Origin of the sequence: Fodinicurvata halophila, assembly GCF_042651425.1 — a bacterium.
GTDB classification, from domain to species: domain Bacteria; phylum Pseudomonadota; class Alphaproteobacteria; order Kiloniellales; family DSM-21159; genus Fodinicurvata; species Fodinicurvata halophila.
Genome location: NZ_JBHSCW010000001.1, coordinates 435,379 through 456,076, shown reverse-complemented (window position 1 = coordinate 456,076; position 20,698 = coordinate 435,379). Strand labels below are relative to the sequence as shown.

General features: G+C 64.1%; 18 protein-coding genes. 13 read left to right on the top strand and 5 right to left on the bottom strand.

The features are described from left to right. Positions 1-7: 7 nt before the first annotated feature. From ACFOW6_RS02165 to ACFOW6_RS02155, 3 genes are all read right to left on the bottom strand, one after another. Positions 8-1,219, bottom strand: coding sequence for a YaiO family outer membrane beta-barrel protein (locus tag ACFOW6_RS02165; RefSeq protein WP_382420680.1), 1,212 nt, complete (start codon positions 1,217-1,219; stop codon positions 8-10). Next, positions 1,216-1,608, bottom strand: coding sequence for a response regulator transcription factor (locus ACFOW6_RS02160; RefSeq protein WP_382420679.1), 393 nt, complete (start codon positions 1,606-1,608; stop codon positions 1,216-1,218). The genes ACFOW6_RS02165 and ACFOW6_RS02160 overlap by 4 nt, the downstream gene beginning before the upstream one ends. Before the next feature lie 81 nt (positions 1,609-1,689). Further along, complete coding sequence (locus ACFOW6_RS02155; RefSeq protein WP_382420678.1) at positions 1,690-3,375, bottom strand: hypothetical protein; 1,686 nt, start codon at positions 3,373-3,375, stop codon at positions 1,690-1,692. Positions 3,376-3,653: 278 nt separating this feature from the next. Here ACFOW6_RS02155 and ACFOW6_RS02150 point away from each other — a divergent pair, with 278 nt between their 5' ends. The 4 genes from ACFOW6_RS02150 (at position 3,654) to ACFOW6_RS02135 (ending at position 8,232) form a co-directional block, all read left to right on the top strand. Continuing rightward, positions 3,654-4,904, top strand: a complete 1,251-nt coding sequence (locus tag ACFOW6_RS02150) for an MFS transporter (protein WP_382420677.1) — start codon at positions 3,654-3,656, stop codon at positions 4,902-4,904. A gap of 213 nt (positions 4,905-5,117) precedes the next feature. Next, positions 5,118-6,170, top strand: a complete 1,053-nt coding sequence (dctP, locus tag ACFOW6_RS02145) for a TRAP transporter substrate-binding protein DctP (RefSeq protein WP_382420676.1) — start codon at positions 5,118-5,120, stop codon at positions 6,168-6,170. An 89-nt stretch (positions 6,171-6,259) separates the two neighbouring features. Beyond that, positions 6,260-6,931, top strand: a complete 672-nt coding sequence (locus ACFOW6_RS02140; RefSeq protein ID WP_382420675.1) for a TRAP transporter small permease subunit — start codon at positions 6,260-6,262, stop codon at positions 6,929-6,931. After that, a complete protein-coding gene (locus ACFOW6_RS02135; protein ID WP_382420674.1) occupies positions 6,928-8,232 on the top strand; it encodes a TRAP transporter large permease in 1,305 nt (434 codons plus the stop codon). Before ACFOW6_RS02140 ends, ACFOW6_RS02135 begins: the two co-directional genes overlap by 4 nt. A 15-nt stretch (positions 8,233-8,247) precedes the next feature. On the opposite strand, the gene ACFOW6_RS02130 is transcribed toward ACFOW6_RS02135, so the two are convergent. Both ACFOW6_RS02130 and ACFOW6_RS02125 read right to left on the bottom strand, forming a co-directional pair. Next, positions 8,248-9,444, bottom strand: coding sequence for an acyl-CoA dehydrogenase family protein (locus ACFOW6_RS02130; protein ID WP_382420672.1), 1,197 nt, complete (start codon positions 9,442-9,444; stop codon positions 8,248-8,250). A gap of 198 nt (positions 9,445-9,642) precedes the next feature. Continuing rightward, complete coding sequence (locus ACFOW6_RS02125; RefSeq protein WP_382420670.1) at positions 9,643-10,344, bottom strand: FadR/GntR family transcriptional regulator; 702 nt, start codon at positions 10,342-10,344, stop codon at positions 9,643-9,645. A gap of 169 nt (positions 10,345-10,513) precedes the next feature. On the opposite strand from ACFOW6_RS02125, the gene ACFOW6_RS02120 reads away from it, so the two are divergent. From ACFOW6_RS02120 to ACFOW6_RS02080, 9 genes are all read left to right on the top strand, one after another. Further along, positions 10,514-11,413, top strand: a complete 900-nt coding sequence (locus ACFOW6_RS02120; RefSeq protein ID WP_382420668.1) for a fumarylacetoacetate hydrolase family protein — start codon at positions 10,514-10,516, stop codon at positions 11,411-11,413. After that, on the top strand, positions 11,410-12,192 hold the full coding sequence (locus tag ACFOW6_RS02115; RefSeq protein ID WP_382420666.1) for an alpha/beta fold hydrolase: 783 nt from the start codon (positions 11,410-11,412) through the stop codon (positions 12,190-12,192). Before ACFOW6_RS02120 ends, ACFOW6_RS02115 begins: the two co-directional genes overlap by 4 nt. Positions 12,193-12,267: 75 nt before the next feature. Next, a complete protein-coding gene (locus ACFOW6_RS02110) occupies positions 12,268-13,557 on the top strand; it encodes a metal-dependent hydrolase family protein (protein WP_382420664.1) in 1,290 nt (429 codons plus the stop codon). A 16-nt stretch (positions 13,558-13,573) separates the two neighbouring features. Then, positions 13,574-14,431: a branched-chain amino acid ABC transporter permease gene (locus ACFOW6_RS02105; protein ID WP_382420662.1), complete on the top strand. Its 858-nt coding sequence runs from the start codon at positions 13,574-13,576 to the stop codon at positions 14,429-14,431. Between the two features lie 9 nt (positions 14,432-14,440). Then, positions 14,441-15,469, top strand: coding sequence for a branched-chain amino acid ABC transporter permease (locus ACFOW6_RS02100; protein WP_382420660.1), 1,029 nt, complete (start codon positions 14,441-14,443; stop codon positions 15,467-15,469). 70 nt (positions 15,470-15,539) lie between these two features. Further along, complete coding sequence (locus ACFOW6_RS02095; protein ID WP_382420658.1) at positions 15,540-16,784, top strand: ABC transporter substrate-binding protein; 1,245 nt, start codon at positions 15,540-15,542, stop codon at positions 16,782-16,784. Between the two features lie 51 nt (positions 16,785-16,835). Further along, a complete protein-coding gene (locus ACFOW6_RS02090; protein WP_382420656.1) occupies positions 16,836-17,621 on the top strand; it encodes an ABC transporter ATP-binding protein in 786 nt (261 codons plus the stop codon). Then, positions 17,614-19,869, top strand: coding sequence for an ABC transporter permease (locus tag ACFOW6_RS02085; RefSeq protein ID WP_382420654.1), 2,256 nt, complete (start codon positions 17,614-17,616; stop codon positions 19,867-19,869). Before ACFOW6_RS02090 ends, ACFOW6_RS02085 begins: the two co-directional genes overlap by 8 nt. After that, on the top strand, positions 19,856-20,689 hold the full coding sequence (locus ACFOW6_RS02080; RefSeq protein WP_382420652.1) for a phosphoenolpyruvate hydrolase family protein: 834 nt from the start codon (positions 19,856-19,858) through the stop codon (positions 20,687-20,689). The genes ACFOW6_RS02085 and ACFOW6_RS02080 overlap by 14 nt, the downstream gene beginning before the upstream one ends. The last annotated feature ends 9 nt before the right edge of the window (positions 20,690-20,698 follow it).

Below are 20,698 nucleotides of genomic sequence, written 5' to 3'. Positions count from 1 at the left end.
ACGCTCCTCAGAACCGCAGCGTGACACCGGCCGTGAGGGCCCGGCGCAGGTAGGAGTCCCGGCGATCTTCGTGCAGATAGTTGAGGTTGAGACTGAGGCGTTCGTTCAGGTCGTAGACAACACCCCCGAAATACGACTGAACGTCATAGGTTACTCCCTCGGAGGTTTCCGGGGCGTCGGCCATACCAGCGAAGACCCGAAGACGATCACTCACCTGAACATCTCCGCGCGCGAGCCAGCCCTGCTCGTGGTCGCTCAGACTCTTGAAGTTGTTGATCCAGCGTCCCGAGACCCAGGCACGACCCTCGAAGAGATAGAGTTGCAGGCCCGGAGAGGCCGTCTGGAAAGCGTCATCGGAATAGCGGGCATGGCGGCCGTCGAATGTCAGGAAGAGCGGTCCGAAGTCACTCACGCCATCATGCAGGTTCAGGCTGCCGCCGAGACCGACATCCCAGTCCTGGCGGAAATCGGCTTCAGGCGTGACACCGGCGTTCAGGTAGACATCGCCTGCCTGTCCGAAGCTGTGTTGAACCCCGGCCTGGAAATAGCTGTCCACCTCCTCGAAGCGCTCGCTGAGCTCCATGCGTCCCGTGAGTGTGGTATCCGAGTCCAGGCGATAGCCGAGCTGATGGGTGGTTTCCCGCCAGGGGTCGAGATCCGTGCGCGCCAGCCGGCTGTAGCTAATCGAGGAATCCAGGCGCCAGCGATGGTCCGGCTCGTGGGCGCGCGAGTCTGGCCCGGCGGTCTCCAGTTGGTCTCGCAACTGCAGGACTTCTTCGTTCTCCGGGGCCAGCGCCAGGGCCTCGTCAAGGGCTTCCCGCGCGGCTGTGCGGCGTCCGTCCCAATACCGGACACGGGCCAGGGCGAGCCAGGCATCGGTATAGCCGGGCGCTTCTTCCACAGCCCGCAATAGCAGCCGTTCGCCCTCCGCGTAGTCTTCCCGATAGCCGTGAATCAAACCCAGCTGCAGCAGGACGTCGGCATTGCCCGGGGAAAGCTCCAGGGCCTGTTCCAGGTATTCGGCCGCTTCGTCGAAATCGCCCGCCAGCCGCGCCTCGGTGCCCGTCTGGTAGAGCGCCTGGAAATCGGCGGCGGTCTCCGCCTCCGCCGCCAGGACACCGCTCGTTATTGCGGGCAGGAGGATTGCGATGATGCAGAAACATCTTAGGGATTTCGGGTGCAAGGGGGCGGGATCCAGCGTTGCCGTATCTTGCCTCACGCCGAGCTGTCCCGTTCGCCGAGGATCTTGGAGATACGCGTGACCAGTTCCTGGGGCATGAAGGGTTTCACCAGATAATCGTGGGCGCCCAGGGAGAGGCCTTGCAGAACATCGTTCTCGGCCTTGCGCGCAGTCAGCATCACGACCGGAATCCCGGCAGTCGTCTCGTTGCCCTTCAGGCGTCGCAGGACCTCGAAGCCGTCGAAGCCGGGCATCATGGCGTCAAGCACGACCAGCGCCGGCTGCTCGCGTTGCACCGCCTCCAGGGCCGAGGGGCCATCGTCCGCCTTGAGAACCTCGTAGCCGCGCGCTTCGAGCTTGTATTCGAGCAATTCCACCAGCAGCGGGTCGTCATCGGCGATCAGGATCTGACTGGCTGGTTGTGGCATACGGGTTCCCCGGACTCCTGCCGGTCATTTATACCTGAGAGCGAGGGTATCGAATCATTTTCCTCGCGTGAATGTTCTCTACTAGAGAACACCATGCAGGGCAAAACCGTGGAAGGACGGCCAAACCTGGAACTTCGGCTCCACCTCGCTCATGAGGAGCTGCATAGCCTGAATATCCCCATTGAAGCTCAGGCGGTCCCCGGGCGAGATGTGACGATGGCTGTAGCGCCAGCTCGTGCCGTGAGGGTTCCGGGCGGGTTCGTCGAGCAGCACCAGCGCGTTGTGTCCGCCCAGCTCCAGGGCCCAGAGTTCTCCTTGCTCGGCCGGTCTGTAGTTCAGGTGCAGTTCATCGGACAGTGGCCCAGCCTCCAGCCCGATCCGAATCGGCATGTTTTCATCCGTGCCCCAGTCCAGGAAAGGGGTCGCGATTTCCTGCAGGTCGGAGGGCTGGGTGCGATAGGACATGACGGCGATGGAGACCACCGAGTCCGGCAGCCTGTCCAGGAATCTGGCCTCGATCTGGGGATTGCCCGCGAACCAGAAGGGCAGGGCCAGTTCGACCGGCATATCGAGAACGGCCGTGAGTTCTTCCAGGGTGTTGCGGAACGCATCCAGCCAGGCCGGCCTGTCCAGATTGAAGCCGGTCAGCAGGTAGGGTTCTATGTCGTACTGGACACCGGCAAGGCGGGATTGTGGTGCAGCGTTGCGGTTATAGGCGGCGATGGCCTCGGCCCTGCGGACAAAGATCGGCCGCTCGCTTTCGAGCACGGCAGCGGGGTCGCCTTCGACAGCCCAGACATCCAGGCCACGCTCATCCGCCCTGCGGATGAACGTCGACAGCACCTCTCTGTTCTGGAGGCGACCGTCCTGATAGTCCACGGAGATATAGAGCGCGTCCAGGTCGAGCGCCTCGGCTTGTTCCAGCACGCTCTCCTGACGACTCTGCCAGAGATCGGGGTGCCAGGCCCAGGCGGTCAGCGGACTGTCGACAGGCTCTGAGCTGACTCTCGGTGCGAGCTCGATGCTGTTCAGGCGGGCCTCACCGCCGCTGTTCGGGCAGTGCAGGGAGAAGGCCAGCGGGTATCGCGGCCCGTGCACTGGATTTGGCTGTGGCAAGGTCATGAACGTCGACCCCTGAGGCAACGCCCCGAGGACCGTCGGGTTCTGGCTGTCCGCCTTGAGCGGGTCGTACAGGGCGAACTGGAAGCCGCCAGAATGCTCGGCGGCGACCCGCAGGTCCACCCTGTCGAGTTCAGGCAAGTCCCTTTCGGGATCTTCCAGGAGGACGCCGGCGGGTTGGCTGCCGGCCTGGCAGCGTATCGTCAGCCCGTCGTCCGTCTTTTCCAGGGTGACCCGCTCTTCCGTTCCGAAGGGCCGTGCGGAGAGGAGTGGTAGCAGGTTCCTGGCCAGCGGCGCTATGCGGGGTACGGAGCGGTCTGCGCGCCGTTCGGCCGTGGTGGTCGTCTCGGCCGTGAATTGCGGCAACCCCTCGGCATCGACCTGGTCGGCCGGTCCGGTCAGAACGATGCTCTCGGTCGAGTCCGTGATATCCGCGACGAAACCCGCCCAGCGCAGGCTGGCGCGATCGACGGGCAGCTGCAGCTGGCTGCAGGCCTCGGCCTCGCCAGGGGTCTCTGCCACTGTCAGTACTTTCCTGGCGCCAGCGGTATCGGTGAAGCTGGCCAGTGTCTTGCCTGCCGTTTCGGCCTGGTCTGCCGGACAGAGCCGAAGGGTTACGGAAGATGCAGAATTCGAGTCTTCGGTCATTGCGGTTCCACAAGACGGCAGGACGACAAGCGAGCACCAGAGACTGACAAGAAAGACGGTATTGCGCACGGGCCCCCACTCCATTCGTAAATTCAAGCACGACGAACAAATCCCCTGGACTATTGCAGAGAGTGGTGGATAGGTGAACTCCTCGATCCTCACTCCCTTGAAAAGAGGCAGCCGGCACAACCGGCAAGTTGGCATGCTGTTCGGATGCCGGGGCTTGTCTTGCCGAACGAATGCGGGTCCCATGGCGCAACCACCGCGGACTGTGAGGCATGAACCTTCAGCGAATCCAGATTGTCTGCGTGCTCTGCCTCGCCGGCATGATCAGCCAGTTCTACCGGGCCGCCAATTCCGTCCTGGCGGAACCGGTCATGGGGGATATCGGCATGTCGCCGACGGCCTACGGCAGCATGACGGCGGCGTTCTTCGTCGCCTTCATGGTCATGCAGCTGCCCTCGGGCCTCCTGTTCGATCGCTACGGGCCGCGGCTGACCATCAGCGGCCTGCTGTTGCTGGCCGTGGCCGGTGCCATCGTCTTCGCGCAGGGCGACAGCCTGCTGCTGCTCGTGCTCGCGCGCGGCCTGCTGGGGGTCGGCTGCGCCGCCGCGGTGATGGGCGCCTTCGTCGTGATCTCGGCCTGGTTCTCCGCTCGGCATTTCGCCGTCGTCTCGTCCTTCGTCATCGCCACGGGGCATCTGGGCAACCTGCTGGCCACGGCGCCCTTCGCCTATTCCATCGAGGCCATCGGTTGGCGTGCCAGCTTTGCCGTGCTCTCGGGCATCACCCTGGTCCTGGCCGTCGTCGTCTTCGTGGTGGTGCGCGACAGACCGGAGACACCTGTCGCCAAGAGCGCCGATCCTCCTTCCTGGACGGAACTGATGCAGGGGCTGGCCATGGTTTTGAAGATGCGGGACATCCAGCGGATCTTCGTCCTCGCCCTGATCGCCTATCCCAGCATGATCACCATCCTCGGGCTGTGGGGCGGGCCCTACCTGCACGCCGCCTTCGATATGGACTCGGTGGCGGTGGGCAACGTGCTGCTGTTCATGCCGGTCTGCAGCCTGGTCGGCACGCTCTGCTTCGGACCGCTGGACCAGCTTCTCAATTCGCGCAAACGGGCCGTACTCACCGGTGTCGTGCCGCTGGGCCTGACCCTGCTGCTGCTGGGGGCCTATCCGGAGCCGCCTGTCGTCCTGGTCGTGGTCCTGCTGGCCGCCATCGCCTTCTTCTCCTCGGCCAGCATGCTGATCATCGCGCACGGTCGCGGCCTTTTGCCCGATCACATGGCGGGGCGCGGAATCACCAGCATCAACACCGGAGTGATGGGGGGTGCCACGCTGTTCCAGCTGGGAACCTCGCTGTTCCTGGGCCTCTTCACCGGAGCCGAGGGTGAGGTGAGCGTGACGGGCTTTCGCCTGATGTTCCTGGGCATGGGCGCGGTGGCCCTGCTGGCGGTCAGCATATACCTGCCGGCACGCGACGTTCACCCAAAGCAGCCGCGTCGGGAGTCCGAGGTCTCCTGAAACCGAGCACCTCCGCGGACATTCACAAGTATAAACGCGGGTCGAACAGATAATCCTTTGATGAAGAAGTGTATTCTTCGGGTCGATTGCGCCGCGTCAAAAGCTCTGCTACCGTCTGTCGCTAAAAAGAACAGAACACAAGTTCTGAACAGTATACCAAATACTGAATATAACCCGGTATTCGGGAAACAAGAACGAATAGGGAGGAAAATCATGCGAGAATCAGGAAAGTGGCTGGCGATAGCCGGCCTTGCAGTGGCTGTTGCCTTGCCCAGCGTGGCGAGTGCGCAGGATACCGTCGAGGGCCCTGAAGTCAGTTGGCGGGTCTCGACCTGGGGCAAGGAACGTGCCTTCACCGCCGGCATAGAGAAAGCGGCGGAATTGATTTCGGAGCGGACCGATGGGCGCTTCCAGATCGAGGTCGTCTATGGCGAGGCGTTGTCGAAGGCGCGCGAGAATCTGGATGGCATCCGCATCGGCGCCTTTGAATCCGCGATGTACTGCAACTTCTATCATCCGGGCAAGATGCCGGCGTCCATGGTGCTGACCATGCCGTTCCTGCAGCTTGGCAACTGGGATGTGTCCAGGGATGTGCGCGAAGCCGTGATGAACCATCCCATCCTGAAGGAGAAGATAGACCAGTGGAATGCCCGCTACTACATGTCGGCGCTGCTGCCGCAGTACGAGTTCCTGGGGGCCGGTGATCCGCCGGAAAGCATCGATGACTGGGACGGCCTGCGGGTGCGCGCCGGGGGCGGTATCGGCCAGGCGATGGAGAAGCTGGGCGCGTCTCCCACCACGGTTCCGGCCACCGAAACCTATACGTCCATCGATCGCGGTACCATCGACGCCGTCTCCCTGCCCTATACCTATTCCCATGCCTCGTACCAGATTCCGGAGGTGTCGGATTGGTTCACCAGCAACATGTCGCCGGGGACGACCGAGTGCGGCACGGTCCTCAACAAGGAGGCTTACAACGAGCTTCCCGAAGAGTACCAGCAGCTGCTGGAGGACGTGAAGGAAGAGGCCTACCAGGCCCAGATCCAGGCCTACAAGGAGATCGACAAGGTCAACCTGCCGAACTTCCGCGAGGAACTGACCGAGATCACCTATGACGACGCCCAGATCGAGCGTTTCAAGGAGGTCGCCGGCCAGCCGGTCTGGGACGAATGGGTCGAGGAGAACCAGGATGACTTCGATGCCCAGGGCCTTCTGGATTTCGTTCTGGAGGAAATCGAGAAGGCTCAGGAGAAATATGAGGGCTGATCTTCGGGCGGCCTGACTACGATGGCCAGATCCTGCGGGTCACGTCCTTGCCGGCGTGACCCGCATTCTTCTGCGAAGGTTCTCTTGTCATGAAATCCGACGACTCCCCCGCACCGGGGCATGGACCGTCCTTGGGGCCGTCCTCGGGGCCGACCGGACTGGTTCGGGTCGACCGCGTGGTGCACCAGGTGGAGAAACTCTTCGCCTATGTGTCCGCCGGCTTCATCTTTGCCCTGATGCTGCTCGGCGTGGCCCAGATTGCCGGGCGCAAGCTCCTGAACACACCGATCTTCGGCTACATCGACATGGTGGAGCTGGCCATGACCACCTTCGCCTTCCTGGCGGTCGCCTATTGCGAGCGCCTCGGCGGGCATGTGCGCATGGACATGATCATCGACAATCTGCATGGGCGATTGCGCTGGGCCTTCGAGGTCTTCGGGATTCTCTGCGGGCTCTTCCTGATCGCGGTACTGATCTACTATGGCTTCGATCATGCGCTCAGGGCCTACAACTACGGGGATTCGACGATCGATGCCCAGTATCCCTGGTGGCCGTCCAAGCTGTTGGTCCCGCTGTCCTTCTCCCTGCTGTGGATCCGCCTGGCGATCAACCTGATCGGATACGGACGGCTGCTGGTCCATCCGGACAGGGAGGCGGTCGCAGTGCCGGTGACACTGAGTTCGGCTGCCGTGGACTCGGCGGAGTATCTGAAGGAAGCGGACGCCCCTGACGACAATGAACAGACGGGGAGGGGCCGGTGAGCGAGCTTGCTGATTCCACCATAGGCATCATCGGCATCGGCGCCCTGGTGTTCCTGGTCGCGCTGGGAGTGCGCATCTATATCGCCGCTGGCCTGGTCGGCCTGGTTGGCCTCGTCGTGCTGCTGGGCTGGGATGCGGGAGCCGGCATGGCGGGGACCGTGCCGCACTCCAAGTCCGCGACCTATACCCTCTCGGTCCTGCCGATGTTCATTCTGATCGGCTTCCTGGCCTTCCATGCCGGCATTACCAATGCTCTCTTCGAGGCGGCGCGCAGGTGGCTCGGCTGGCTTCCGGGGGGCATGGCGATCGCCTCGGTGTTCGCGACGGCCGGGTTTGCCGCAGTCTCCGGCGCGTCCACCGCAACGGCAGCCGTCTTCGCGCGCGTGGCCATTCCGGAAATGCTGAAGGTTGGGTATGCGCCGCGATTGGCCGCCGGTGTCGTCGCGGCCGGAGGGACCCTGGCCTCGCTGATCCCTCCCAGCGCGATCCTGGTGATCTATGCCCTGATCGTCGAGCAGTCCGTGGGACGCCTGCTGCTGGCGGGGTTCATTCCCGGCATATTCTCGGCTTTGATCTACATGGGGATCATCGTTGCCTGGGCTCTCTGGAATCCGTCCATAGGCAGGCCCATCCATGGCTTTACCTGGAGTGAGCGCTTCAAGTCCCTGCCGGGCACTTTCCCTATGATCATTGTGGTCGTCATCATCTTCAGCGCCATCTACCTGGGATGGGCGACGCCGACGGAGGCTGGCGCGCTGGGCGCTTTCGTCGTCTTCCTGGCCGCGCTCAGAAAGGGGATGCGCCACCGCGAACTGGGGGACGCCCTGCTGGAGACAGCCAAGCTGACGGTCATGATCTTCTCGATGATCTGGGGCGTGCTGATCTTCGTGCGGTTCCTGGGCTTCTCGGGACTCCCTGACGAATTCACGACCTGGGTCACATCGCTGCCCTACCCGCCCATTGTGGTGATGATCTGTATCCTGCTGGCCTATGCCCTGCTGGGCATGGTGATGGATGCCATCGGCATGATGCTGCTGACCCTGCCGATCGTCTATCCAGCCGTTATGGCGCTGGGCTACGATCCCATCTGGTTTGGCATCGTGGTCGTCAAGATGGCGGAACTCTGCCTGATCACACCGCCCATCGGGCTGAACTGCTACGTGGTGTCCTCGGTACGCTCGGACATACCGGTTACCTCGGTGTTCCGCGGAGTGGCGCCCTTTGTCCTGGCGGATATCCTGACCGTGGCGGCCTTCCTGGCCTTCCCGGGCATCATTACCTGGCTGCCGCAGCAGATCTGAGGGAGCCGATGGGGCTCAGGTCTGGTTGCGCAGCCTGTTGCGCAGGCTGTGGCGATTGGCGTCCTTGATGCCCAGCACATCCTGGGCAATCAGCACGCGCTGTACGTTCTCGGTGCCTTCGCCCACGGTCAGCATGTCGATGTAGGCGTTCAGCTTCTTGACCGGATACTCGTCGCTCAGCGCATAGCCTCCGAAGACCTCCCGCGCCGTGTCGCCGGCCAGGCGCGCGGCCTTGGTGGCCAGGTACTTGGCGCGGGAGGCCACGCGCGTCGAGGTGCGGCCCTGATCCATGGTCCAGCCGATCTGGCGGGCCATCATGCGGGCGGCGTCGACGGCCACCACGCTGTCGGCGATGCGTTCCTGGAGCATCTGGTAGTGGGCGATTGCCTGGCCGCCGACCACGCGTTCATTGGCATAGGAGACGGCGGCGTCCAGGGCAGCCTGGGCCAGGCCGACCAGCCGGGCCGAGACGGTGAGGCGACCGTATTCCAGCGCGTTCATCGCAATCCGGAACCCCTCGCCTTCCGCGCCAAGCCGGTTCTCCTCGGGCACGGGAAAATCCTCCAGGAAGACGGCACAGGAGCGCAGGGCCTGGGACAGCCCGCTCATGGGTATGGGGTCGGCATGGTAGCCGGGATAATCCTTTGGCCTGACAATGAAGGCGGAGATTCCCCTGTGCTCGGCCTCGGGATCGGTCTTCGCGAAAAGGACGCCGGTGTCCGCCGCGTCCGAGAAGGTGATCCACATCTTCGAGCCGTTCAGCAGGTAGCCATCGCCGGTGCGCCGTGCCGTCGTGCGCATGGCGCCGGCGGGGTCGGAGCCGCCACCGGCCTCGGACAGGGCGAACATGCCGATGCTGCGGCCAGAAATCAGGTCTGGCACATGAGCTTCGGCCTGGGAGTCACTGCCCCAGTTGTAAATCGTGTAGGGGCAGGTCATGGCCTGCATGTTCATGCAGTAGCCGAGCTCCGGGGCCAGCCGGGACAGCTCCTCCGCAATCACCGAAACGGCAAGGAAGCCGGCCTCACTGCCGCCCAGCCATTCCGGGAAGGCCGCCCCGAAGTAACCGGCCTCGCCCAGCTTGCGGACGATCTCGCGCGGGAACTCGCCGCGCGCCTCATAGTCCGGCAGGGCGGGCGCGATCTCGGTTTCGTGAAAGCGGCGCACCGACTCTCGCAGGCTCTGCATTTCTTCCGGCAAATCGAAATCCAAGAGTCCGTTCCCCCTCTGCTGACGTCCCTGGCACCGCTGCCCGGTGTCCCCGTATCCTGCCGCCGCTATCCTGCCGCCCGTGTGCGAAGAAAACAATGCGCTGGCCCGGTGGTGGGCGCGATTCTCCGCAGGGGAAGAACCTGTCTGCTTGCCTGTTGCGGGAACTGACCGCAGCTCACCGAGATTTGATGGGGCACGTCATCCCAGGACGCCCAGCATGTTGTCCCGGATGGAGCTCATGTGCTGGGTCATCAGCTTCTGTGCCGTCTCGGGGTCGCGGTCGGCGATGGCCTGGACGATGGCGCTGTGCTGCTGGTCGTAGAGCGTGCGCGTGTCGGTGGAAACCGTACGCTTCTTCAGGCGGTACCAGCTGGGCTCGTTGCGAATGGCGTTGATGGCATCGCAGTAGTCCACCAGAAGCGCGTTCTTGGTGGCATGGAAGATGGCGAGATGCAGCTCGGCATCCCAGTGCTCGAATTCCGCGAGGCCGCGGGCCGAGAGCGAGGTGCGCAGGGCGATCTGGATCCGGTCTATGTCCTCGTTGCTGCCGCGGCTTGCGGCCAGGGCGGCCACATGGGGTTCGATGATGAGGCGCACCTCCATCAGGTCCGCTGGACTGGCATTGCGCATGCGCCGTGACAGGAAGCTGCCGCTGGAGCGATTGGGGATTTGCGCCACGAAGGTTCCACGTCCGATCTGGCGCGTCAGGAACCCATCGCTTTCCAGCTGTTGCAGAGCGGCCCGCAGGGTATTGCGCGCCACACCCAGAAGATTGGCGAGTTCCCGTTCCGAGGGCAGTTGCTGGCCCAGGGAGAATTCACCACTCTCGATACGGGCCAGCAGGTCCTGCATGGCGCTTACAGCGGCCCGGCCCAGGTGTGGGTTTCGAATCTGGTTCATGACTGAACCATTCTTGATCCAATAATGTGAGTGAGCAAACAGAAATTTTCGAATTCTTGAGAATCAGGTTGACAGTTGAAACTCGATTGAGTGAGTATTGGCTCAATTAAGAACCAATGGTTCAGAATTGGTTCAACAAAAAACAAGACAGGGAGGGGCCTCCCCGACAATGAAGATCGCCGCGTATCATCTGGACGGCAAGCCGGGTCTGGGCAGTCTGTCCGCGGATGGCAACAGCCTGTCGCCGTTCGACCTCTCCGGCAGTGCGGCCGAGCGGGGCGTGCTCACGCTGGTGGACGCCGGCGCGGGCCGGCCTGGACTGACCTCCGAAAAATTGCCCTTGTCCGCCGTGAAACTGCGCGCGCCGGTTCCGCGGCCGCGACGCAACATCTTCTGCGTGGGCAAGAATTATTACGAGCACGCTCATGAGTTTGCCAGCAGCGGCTTCGATTCCGGGGCGGCGTCGGGCGCGGTGCCGGATGCGCCCATCATCTTCTCCAAAGTTCCGGACTGTGTCAGCGCCGCGGGCGACCCCATCCCCGTTGACCCCAGGGTGAGCGATGCGATCGATTACGAGGCCGAACTGGCCGTCATCATCGGGCGCGGCGGACGCGGCATTGCCAAGGCCCGGGCGATGGAGCACGTCTGGGGTTATACCATCGTGAACGACATCACGGCCCGCGACCTGCAGGGCCGTCACAAGCAGTGGCTGATCGGCAAGTCGCAGGACGGGTTCTGCCCCATGGGGCCGGTGGCCGTCACCGCAGACGAGCTGGACCTGTCGAAGACCTGGGTGCGCTGCCACGTCAATGGCGAGCTGCGCCAGGAAGCGCCGGTTTCGGCCCTGATCTTCGACATTCCCACGCTGATCGAGACCCTCTCGGCGGGCATCACGCTCTATCCCGGCGACATCATCGCGACCGGTACGCCGGCAGGGGTGGGCATCGGCTTCGAGCCGCCGCGCTACCTGCGGGCCGGCGACAGGGTCAGCGTGGACATCGACGGCATCGGCCGTCTGGAAAATCCGGTTGCGACCTATCAGGAAGCGCTACGGGGGGCTGTGGCATGAGTACGCAGACAGTCGAACGCATGGCAGTCGAGGTGGACGGCGAGGGGACGCCCGTCGTGATGGTGCACGGCCTGGGCGGGACCTCCAACACATTCACCCCGCAGATGGGCCTGTTCCGGAGCGGGTATCGGGTGATCCGTCCGGATCTTCCCGGCTCGGGACGCAGTCCGCATTCCGGCGAACTGTCCATTTCCGGCTTCGTTGCGACCCTGGCCAAGGCCTGCCGGGTTCTGGGCGTGGACAAGGCGCATTTCGTGGGGCATTCGCTGGGCACCATCATCTGTCAGCATCTGGCCGTGGAGCATCCCTCACTGGTGCGCAGCCTGTCGCTGTTCGGCCCGATCAGCGAGCCGCCGGATCCCGCCCGCAAGGGGCTGAGAGACCGGGCGGCCAAGGCGCGCGCCGAAGGCATGGCGGATATCGCCGATGCCATCGTGCAGGCAGCGACCTCGGGCGAGACGAAAGAGCACAATCCCCTGGCCGTTGCGCTGGTGCGCGAGATGGTGATGCGCCAGCCTGCCAATGGCTATGCCGCCACCTGCGAGGCCCTGGCCGGGGCGTCGGCGGCGGATGTCACGCGCATCCGCTGTCCGGTCCTGCTGGCTACCGGCGACGAGGACGGCGTGGCGCCGGCCTCGGGAGCTCGGGCGATCGGCGAGAAGATGGAAAAAGCCAGGACCAAGATATTAAATCGTTGCGGGCATTGGGCGACCTTTGAGAAGGTCGAGGATAGCAACCGCGAATTGAGAGATTTCATGGCTTCCGTACGAACAGCTTGACCGGACAGGCGAGCCCGACAGCGCCGCACGAGCGCCAAGAAAACAAAACGGGAGCGCCGCTAGGGAGGACGCGTTATGGGTGACTATCTTTTTACCAATGTTCGTATTCTGGACGGCAGCGGGGATCATCCCTACAGCGGCGAGGTCCTGGTCCAGGGCAACCGGATCAAGCAGGTCAGCAGAAGCAGCGGGCGCAGCACGGGCGGCAACGGCCATACAGTGATCGACGGCGCAGGGGCGACCCTGATGCCGGGCATGACAGAGGCCCACACGCACCTCTCCTGGAACGACCAGCCCAGCCTGGAGGCCATTCAGCAGATGCCACTTGAGGAGCACACGCTCTTCACGGCGGAAATGGCCAAGCGCTATATAGAGATGGGCTTCACCTCCTGCATGGGAGCGGCCTCGGCCAAGGCGCGCCTGGATGTCGTCATCCGCGATGCCATCAACCAAGGCCGCATTCCCGGCCCGCGCTATTCGGCGGCCAGCCAGGAGATCACCACCCTTGGCGGACTGGGGGACACCTCACCGCCGCACCTGGACTTCCCGGAACTCTCCTTCGGCTGTATCGTCTCCGGCGTGGAGGAAATGCGCCGGGCTGTACGTCAGTTCATCAAGTACGGCTGCGACACCATCAAGCTGAACCTCTCTGGCGAGGAGATCGCCGGTGTGGGCGCCGAGGAGACGCCGATGACCGACGAGGAGGCCGCTGTGGCCGTCTCGGAGGCCAAACGCCGGGGGCTGCGGGTGGCGGCTCATGCACGCTCCAATGAATCGATCAAGATGTGCATCCGGCACGGCATCGAGATCATCTATCATGCCTCCTTCGCCGATGAGGAAACGCTGGACCTGCTGGAGGCCAACAAGGACAAGCACTTCGTGGCCCCTGGCCTGGCCTGGCTGATCCGTACGTCAAAGAACGCGGCCGAGTACGGCGTACACCCGGACTCTTCGCTTGGCATGATGTACGCCCGCGAGGCGGAGATCGCCACCGAGACCATGCGCAAGATGCACCGGCGCGGCATTCGCGTCCTGCCGGGCGGCGATTACGGCTTCGCCTGGATCCCGCATGGCACCAACGCCAAGGACCTGGAATACTTCGTCGACCGAGTCGGCATGTCCCCCATGGAGGCCATTGTTTCCGCTACCAAGCTGGGCGGCCAGATCATGGGCAGGCCCGACGAGCTGGGGCTGCTTAAGGAAGGCTACCTGGCCGACCTGATCCTGGTCGACGGAGATCCCGTAGCGAACATCCGCATCCTGCAGGAGCGCGCGCGCATCCTGGCCGTCATGAAGGACGGCAGCTTCTATCGGGCCCCTGACGTGACCGCCCAGGGACGTTCCTCCCTGCGCTGGGCCGGATGAGGGCACGCGCAGGATCATGCGGCTTTTCATACTGACCTTCCTGAACGGGATCACGCTGGCGGCCCTTTATTTCATCGTGGCCAGCGGGTTTTCCCTTGTTTTCGGCCTGATGCGCAACGTGAACCTGGCGCACGGCTCGCTCTATCTGTTGGGTGGCTATATTGGCTATGAAATCGCGGACAGCACGGGGTCCTGGGTTCTGGCGGTGGTCGCCGGCTTCGTGTCCATGGCGTTGGCCGGGGTGCTGCTTCAGCTGCTGGTGTTCCGCTACATGGAAGGCCAGGAACTGCGTCAGACCCTGGTGACGATCGCACTGTCCATCATCCTGGCGGACGTCATGCTGGCGATCTGGTCCGGCGTGTCCTACCAGTTCACCCCTCCACAGTGGCTTTACGGAGCCACGCCGATGCCCTTCATCAACGCCTATCCGACCTATCGCCTGTTCACCCTGGCGTCCGCGATCGTCATCGGCCTTGCACTCTGGTTCTTCCTGAACCGTACCCGCATCGGCATCATGATCCGTGCCGGCGTGGACGATCGCGGGATGCTTTCGGCCTCCGGCGTCAACGTCCAGCTGCTGTTCTGCGTGACCTTCGCCATCGGTGCCGGCCTGGCCGGCCTGGCCGGCGTTCTGGGCGGCTCTGCCCTGTCCATTGCCCCGGGTGAGGATACGCGTTTCCTGCTGGCCTCGCTGATCGTGGTGATCGTGGGCGGCATGGGCAGCATCCCGGGGGCCGCCATCGGTGCCCTGCTGATCGGGATGACCGAGCAGTTCGGGCTGGCCTACTTCCCGACCTATGGCGTCGTCTTTTCCTTCCTGGTCATGGTGGCCGTCCTGGCCGTCCGCCCCCAGGGCATTCTCGGACGGGCATAGGAGCGCAGGATGGCCTCGATCACCGAAGAGACAAGCGAGAAGAAGACCGTGCCCACCCTGCCAAGCTGGCTGCGCGGTCTGCGCTGGTACCATCCCGTGGTGGCGGTCCTGCTGCTGATCTACCCGTTGCTTGCGACGGACTTCTGGATCGTCCAGATCGGGGCGCAGTCCCTGATCCTGGGGACGGTCGGGCTCTCGCTGATGCTGCTGGCGGGTTACGGGGGCATGGTCTCGCTTTCCCAGCTGACCATCGCTGGGCTGGCGGGCTATTTGGTGGCCATCTTCGGCAATGCGGAGTGGCCGGCCTGGCTGATGCTGGTGGGCGCGGTCAGCCTGGCCACCCTGGCGGCAGCCCTGATCGGCTGGATATCGGCCCGTACAAGCGGCATCTACACCATCATGATAACGCTGGCCATCTCCGTGGCCTTCTATTACCTGGTGCTGCAGAACGATCCCATCTTCAATTCCTTCAATGGCTTTGCCGGAATCGATCCACCTGCGGTCTTCGGTGTCGATTGGCGCGCGCCCCTGCCGTTCTTCTATCTGACGCTGGCCGTAGTGGCGCTCTGCTATTTTTTCGTTCTCTATCTGTCCCGCACGCCGTTCGGCCTGGCGCTGCAGGCCGTGCGCGACAATCCGCGCCGCATGTCCTCGCTGGGCTTCAACGTCATCGCCCATCGCGTGGCCGCGCATACCGTGGCCGGAGCGATTGCCGGCATCGGCGGCGTGCTGCTGGTCTGGCAGAATGGTCAGATCTCGCCAGGTTCGGTCGGGATCGGGCCGGTGATCGATATCCTGATCCTGACGGTCCTGGGCGGTCTGGCCCACCCGGTCGGTCCATTCATCGGGGCATTGATCTTTATCCTGATGGAGAATTTCGCCATCGACCTGATCGATCGGGAACGCTTCAACACAGTAATAGGAGCGGTTTTCCTGGTGATCGTACTCTTTTCGCCGGACGGGGTGCTTGGCCTCTGGGGCAAGCTGAAATCCTGGCTGGCAAAACAGTCCGCCCGCAACAAGGCGGACCAATGGTAGGTGCTGGGCTCATGCAGGCATGCAGCCTGTCATGGTCGGGCCCAGACAAACAGTAAGGGAGGAAACGAGTATGCTGAAGAAACTACTGTCTATGACAGCGGCGGCGACCCTTGTGGTTGGCGCCGGAGCGGCGGCGGCCCAAGACGATCCCATCAAGCTGGGCGGGCTTGCCACGCTGGAAGGTCCCTTCGCGGTGCCGGGCGAGGATGGCATCCGCGGTATCCGAATGGCCCTGGAAAAATTCGGGCATGAAGCCGGGGGACGCGAGATCGAGTTGATCACCGCCTCGTCCGACGCCTCGCCGGACAGCGCCGTTGATGCGGCGCGCCGCCTGGTCGAGAATGACGAGGTGGATGTTCTGGTCGGACCGCTGTCGGGCTCCGAGGGCATTGCCATCAAGAACTATGCCAAGGATCACCCTGAGGTCACCTTCGTGAACGGCAGCTCGGCGGCCCAGAGGACGACCCTGGACGATCCGTCCGAGAACTTCTTCCGCTTCTCGACCGACGGGGCGCAGTGGCAGGCGGGCCTGGGCGAATATGCCTACGAAGAGAAGGGGTACGAGAAGGTGGCCATCGTGGCCGAGGACTACTCCTTCCCCTATTCACTGGTCATGGGCTTCATGACCGATTTCTGCAAGCTGGGCGGTCAGGTCGTCGAGAAGTTCTACGTGCCGCTGGGCACGCGTGACTACTCCACGACCGTGGCTTCGATTCCCCAGGACATCGATGCACTCTATGTCGCCCTGGGCGGTTCGGATGCCATCAACTTCCTGTCCCAGTACCAGCAGATGGGCAGTGCCAAGCCCATGATCGCCGGCTCGATTACCGTGGACCAGACCGTGCTGGGCGCCAAGGGCCAGCAGCGCGACTACCTAGCCGGTACCATCACCGCCGGTCCGATCGCCGACAACTGGGACGATCCGAAGTGGGTCGAGTTCAAGGAAACCTACGCCGAGATGTTCGACGACGGCTTGCCGTCTCCGTCGCTGTTCGCCCATGCCTATTACGTGAACACGCTGGCCGTGCTCACGGCCCTGGATGAGGTGGACGGCGATCTCTCCGACAACCAGGCGGCCTTCCGCGAAGCCCTGAAGAACCTGGAGCTGGAGACGCCGACGGGGACCATTTCGGTCGATGAGAACCGCAATGCCGTTGCCGACATCTTCATCACCGAGGTCGTGAAGGACGGCGAGGGCGGTCTCTACAACGAGGTCGTCAAGGTCGTGCCGGAAGTGAACCAGACCCTTGGCATGCCGGAAGAGGAGTTCCTGGCCAATGGGTTCGCCTCGCGTGACAACCCCTCCTGCCCGTAAGCCTGAGGAGTTTGTCATGACGGAAAACGGCAGACAGAAGGCGTTTGGCAAATGAGCGCAGTTGCATCTGCCGGTTTCACCGAAACGGTGACGGCTCTCGCCCTGGATCTCCGGGGCGTGAGCCGCACCTTCGGTGCCTTGGTGGCGCTGGACGACGTGACCCTGAAGGTCCAGGCCGGCGAGCGGCGCGCCGTCTTCGGAGCCAACGGTGCCGGAAAGACGACCCTGTTCAATGCCGTTACGGGGGACTTCCCGCCGACGGCCGGGCGCATCCGCTTCTTCGGCGAGGATGTAACCACCATGCCGCCGCAGGAGCGCATACGCCGCGGCTTGCGGCGTACCTATCAGAATTCATTGCTGTTCCGCGGCTTGACGGTTTTCGACAATCTCTACCTGGCGGCGCGCGGCGTAGGCAGCGGACGCTTCTCGATGTTGCGGTCCGGTGAGGACGACGCCACCATGGAGGCGGCACGCAACATGATGCATGCCGCGCATCTCGACCGGCTGGAGAAGACCCCGGTTTCCGACCTGGCGCACGGACAGCAGCGCCAGCTGGAAATCGGCATGGCGCTGGCCGGCGCACCGCGGCTGATCCTGTTCGACGAACCGGCGGCAGGACTGTCCCCGGCCGAGCGGCGCGAGCTGGTGGACATCCTGCGCGCACTGCCCAAGCACATCGGCTACGTCATCATCGAGCACGACCTGGATGTGGCCCTGCGCGTCGTGGACTACTGCACGGTCATGCACAACGGTGCGGTCTTCAAGGAAGGGGCGCCCGACGAGATCGAGGGTGATCCGGACGTGCAGAGGATCTACCTGGGAGGCGGGCATGAGTGATATGCACCAGGCCGGCGCCGGGCAGACCTCTGTCCTGACCGTTCGTGACCTGCACGTCTATTACGGCCAGGCCCATGCCCTGCAGGGGGTGTCCTTCGACCTGCATCACGGCGTGCTGGGAATCGTCGGCCGCAACGGCATGGGCAAGACCACGCTCTGCAACGCCATTATGGGCCTGACGCCTTCGACCCGGGGCGCCATCCAGCTGAGGGGCCGCGAGCTGCGCGGCCTGACCCCCAATGCCATCGTCGAGCGCGGCATCGGCTACGTGCCGCAGGGGCGGCGGGTCTGGCCATCGCTCTCCGTGGACGAGCATCTGCGCCTGGCGGCACGCAGCGGCCGCAAGGGCAGTTGGACCATCGAGCGCGTCTACGAAACCTTTCCGCGCCTGCGCGAGCGTCGCCGTAATGGCGGTGGGCAGCTCTCCGGCGGCGAGCAGCAGATGCTGGCCATCGGCCGTGCGTTGCTGGCCAATCCGACCCTGCTGGTCATGGACGAGCCGACCGAGGGCCTGGCGCCGGTCATCGTGCAGCAGCTCTCGGCCCTGTTGAAACAGCTGGCCGCCGAGGGCGAGATCTCGGTACTGCTGATCGAGCAGAACCTGGGGGTCGCCACGGAGGTGGCCGAGAATATCGGCATCATGGTCAACGGTCGCCTGGTCAAGGAATTGCCGGCGGCCGAGCTGGCGGCCGACAGCGACCTGCAGCAGCGTCTGCTGGGTGTCGGCCGGCACAGCGAGGACGAGGAGGAAAGCGCTGCGGAAGCGGCTGCGCCGGACGAGCCGCCCCAGGTCTTCCGCGTTCGCCGGGCCGACGAGCGCCTGGGCAGCGCGGACCAGCCACCCCCGGCCTATGTGAGTCAGGGTGCGCCGAACCGCTGGGGTCGTCAGGCAGCCGCGCCGACTCCCGAGACAGGGCGCGAGCACAGCCGGGAGGAGAAAGGCGAGCCCCGCGAAGGGACCACTGTCGCCGCGCCGGCCGACGAGCTGCAGGTGCCGGTGGCGCAACTGGTGGATCGCTGCGCCTATGTGGTTGGCACCTTCGATACCAAGGGCCGTGAGCTGCGTTTCATCGAGAACCGCCTGGAACGACTGGGGCTGCGGACGCGCACCGTGGACCTGAGCACCAGCGGCAAGCCCTCTTCGGCGGATATCGGGCCGCAGGAGGTCGCGCGCTGTCATCCCGGGGGCGTGTCCGCCGTGTTTTCCGGGGATCGGGGTGAGGCGGTGTCGGCCATGGCCGAAGCCTTCCGTCATTTCCTGCCGCGTCAACGGGATGTTGGGGGTGTGATCTCCGCCGGTGGATCCGGGGGAACAGCGCTGGCCACACCTGCCATGCAAGTCCTGCCGGTGGGTGTGCCCAAGCTCATGGTCTCCACCGTCGCCTCCGGCGACGTGAAGCGCTACGTGGGCGCCACCGATATCTGCATGATGTATTCGGTGACCGACGTCCAGGGCATCAATCGCATTTCCGAGCAGGTGCTCTCCAACGCGGCCCATGCCATGGCCGGGATGGTGGCGCATGCCGGCCGCGTCAAGCGGAGCTCGACCAAGCCGGCGGTGGGACTGACCATGTTCGGGGTGACCACGCCCTGCGTGCAGCTGGCCTCGAAGGTCCTGGAGGACGACTTCGACTGCCTGGTCTTCCACGCCACGGGAACCGGCGGACAGTCCATGGAGAAGCTTGTGGACTCCGGCATGCTGGCCGGAGTCCTGGACATCTCCACCACGGAGATCGCCGACCTGATCGTCGGCGGGGTTTTCAGTGCCGGCGAAGAGCGGCTGGACTCCGTCATCCGCAGCCGTCTTCCCTATGTCGGTTCCTGCGGGGCCCTGGACATGGTGAATTTCGGCGCCATGGACACGGTGCCCGAGCGCTTCCGCGGCCGCAATCTCTACAAGCACAACCCGCAGGTCACTCTGATGCGGACCACGGTCCAGGAGAACGAGGCCATGGGCCGCTGGATCGCGGACAAGCTGAACCGCTGCGAGGGGCCGGTGCGCTTTTTCATCCCCGAGGGCGGGGTGTCCCTGCTGGACGCGCCGAAACAGGCCTTCTGGGATCCGGAAGCGGACAAAGCCCTGTTTTCAGCGATCGAGAGCAACCTGCGCCAGACGGCGGATCGCAAGCTGATCAGGTTGCCGCACAACATCAATGACCCGGAATTTGCCCAGGCCCTGGTCGAGGCCTTCCGGGAGATAACGGCCACCCATAAGGACAAGAAGGAGGCAGTTCATGCCCAGGTTTGAGCGTCGGGACATCCTGGAAAAGTTCCGTGACATGATCGACCGCAACGAGCCCATCGTCGGGGGAGGGGCCGGGACCGGACTTTCCGCGAAGTGCGAGGAGGCCGGCGGCATCGACCTGATCGTCATCTACAACTCCGGCCGCTACCGCATGGCCGGGCGTGGCTCGCTGGCCGGGCTGATGGCCTATGGCAATGCCAACGAGATCGTCATGGAAATGGCCGCGGAGGTCCTGCCGGTGGTGCACGACACGCCGGTGCTGGCGGGCGTGAACGGGACCGATCCCTTCATGATCCCGGATCACTTCCTGCGCCGCGTGAAGGACATCGGCTTTTCCGGGATCCAGAACTTCCCGACCGTGGGCCTGATCGACGGCACCTTCCGGGCCAACCTGGAGGAGACCGGCATGGGCTATGGCATCGAGGTGGAGGTGGTGCGCAAGGCGCGCGAGCTGGACATGCTGACGACCCCCTATGTCTTCAGCGAGGAGGATGCGCGCGCCATGGCCGAGGCCGGCGCGGACATCGTTGTCTGCCACCTGGGCCTGACCACGGGCGGCGCCATCGGCGCGGAAACGTCGCTGACGCTGGAGGATTGCGTGCCGCGCATCAATGCCTGGGCGGAAGCGGCGCTGAAGGTTCGCAAGGATGTCATGGTGCTCTGCCATGGCGGTCCGATCGCCATGCCCGACGATGCCCGCTACATCCTGAGTCAGTGTCCGGACTGTCACGGCTTTTACGGCGCGTCGTCCATGGAGAGGCTGCCGGTCGAGGGGGCCCTTACGGAGCAGACACGCAATTTCAAGAAGATCGGGCGCGCCTGACGCGCGTCC